Annotated in this window: 1 protein-coding gene and 1 pseudogene; both read left to right on the top strand. The window is 32.5% G+C overall.

Annotation, left to right across the window (positions count from 1 at the left end; genetic code table 11):
- The first annotated feature begins 156 nt into the window (after nucleotides 1-156).
- Nucleotides 157-915, top strand: a complete 759-nt coding sequence (locus PVV57_RS10315) for a type IV secretion system protein (RefSeq protein WP_273784045.1) — start codon at nucleotides 157-159, stop codon at nucleotides 913-915.
- Between the two features lie 175 nt (nucleotides 916-1,090).
- A pseudogene (locus PVV57_RS10310) lies at nucleotides 1,091-1,232 on the top strand (trwi protein); the annotation flags it as partial.

Below are 1,232 nucleotides of genomic sequence, written 5' to 3'. Positions count from 1 at the left end.
TATTTGCACTGAAATCGAGCTATTTTTTATCAATATAAAAAATGAAATTAAGAAAAGATAAACTATCGCAAACTATGCACTTTACTTTATCATTAAAATTATAATAATGATAAAAAATATTGACTTTGTTTAATTGTAAAAAAGAGTAATATTAAAATGAAAAAGCGGTTTATTATAACAGGAATAATTATCCTTTTGGGAACACTGAATTTAGCTCCAGCAAATGCAAATGTAACTGTAACTTTTCAACCCTCACCATCCCAAAACTCACCTGTAATCTCACAACCTGCTCCACCGCCCTCACCCGCTTTACCAACAGAGTATCTGGAGATTATTAATCTATTAAAGAAAGGGGAAATTGTTGAGCTCTTAAAAAAACAGCTTGAGTTAAAAAAAGAGCAACTTTCACAAACAGAAAAAGCCTATCAGTCTATAACAAAAAGTCAGAAAACTGGACCTCATAAAACAGACTTTTCTAGTTTTTTTCTCAAAGAGCCAGAATTAATCTATAACGAACAAATGCTTTCAAGGCCATCATATCAAAAGGTATTGGAAGACGAAAACAAAATTTCTGGAGCTTTTGATCAAGTAGGAAAGTCTATTTTTGCACGGTTACAATTTGTATCAACTCTAGATAAAGCTTTAACTTTAAAAGCTTTTCAAAATATAAAAGATCGTTTTCAATACCTCGAAAATCTTTTCGACGAACTTCAAACAAAAGAAAACCTGAAAGATATTGCAGATCTTCAAGCACATATCGATGGTGCATTAGCTATGATCCAGAATGAGTCTATAAAGATGCAAATGGTAGCGCATATACGTAACGCTGAGCAGTCACTGATCAAAAGGAAAAGACGCGAACTTAATATGAAAATTTTTGACCATGAAAAAAAAGGGATGCCTAGCATACGATGAAAACAAAATCCAATGTAGAAGATTCGGTCCTATATCCCAACAATTCAAAGAGACACAGAGCTTTTATCAAAGCCAAGATAATAGCAGTGAAAATTTGGGCAATGTATAAATGCAAATGGCATGTATCTATGTTCCAAGGTAATAAAAAATTGAAAATTTGTTAAAGAGGAATGCCATGAACTTTACTGTATTCACGCAACTTTTCAATAAAATTGATCAGATAACACAAACATATGTCACGGATATTTCCTCAAAAGCAATTGTTACAATCACACCCTTTGTATCAATCGGCCTCACAATCGCTTTCATCATCTATG

The organism is Bartonella sp. AU15XJBT, from assembly GCF_028618615.1.
In the GTDB taxonomy this organism is placed as follows: Bacteria; Pseudomonadota; Alphaproteobacteria; order Rhizobiales; family Rhizobiaceae; genus Bartonella.
This window is presented reverse-complemented; position numbering and strand designations above follow the sequence as displayed.